The organism is Paraburkholderia sp. SIMBA_053, from assembly GCF_046534895.1.
GTDB lineage: Bacteria > Pseudomonadota > Gammaproteobacteria > Burkholderiales > Burkholderiaceae > Paraburkholderia > Paraburkholderia caledonica.
Genome location: NZ_JAWRXU010000730.1, coordinates 1 through 270 on the forward strand (window position 1 = coordinate 1; position 270 = coordinate 270).

The 270-nt window shown below is 65.6% G+C and carries 1 protein-coding gene; it reads left to right on the forward strand.

Features of this window, described 5'->3' with window-relative positions; translation table 11 throughout:
* On the forward strand, nt 1-190 hold a 190-nt coding region (locus tag SB753_RS37500), incomplete at its 5' end, for a hypothetical protein (RefSeq protein ID WP_410805216.1).
* Between the last annotated feature and the right edge of the window lie 80 nt (nt 191-270).

Below are 270 nucleotides of genomic sequence, written 5' to 3' on the forward strand. Positions count from 1 at the left end.
GGGTGTGTTCCGTGCAGCCGACCTGCACGTGACGGCGTCGAGCGGAGATCAGCGCAGCGCACCGAACATATCATGCGCCGCCTCAGTCGGGTTTAGCCCCGGCGTCGTACAGGCACGGCGCACGCTCAATCAGTTCACCATGGGCTTGATATGGCGGCTGGAGGAAGCCCGGTCTCGGCGCATCCGATAAGCCAGAGCGACGCCCATGCGCGCAGTTCTTCGGCCTGTTCAGCGGCCTGGGTGCGCGGACACATGGCACCTCGTCGTGTC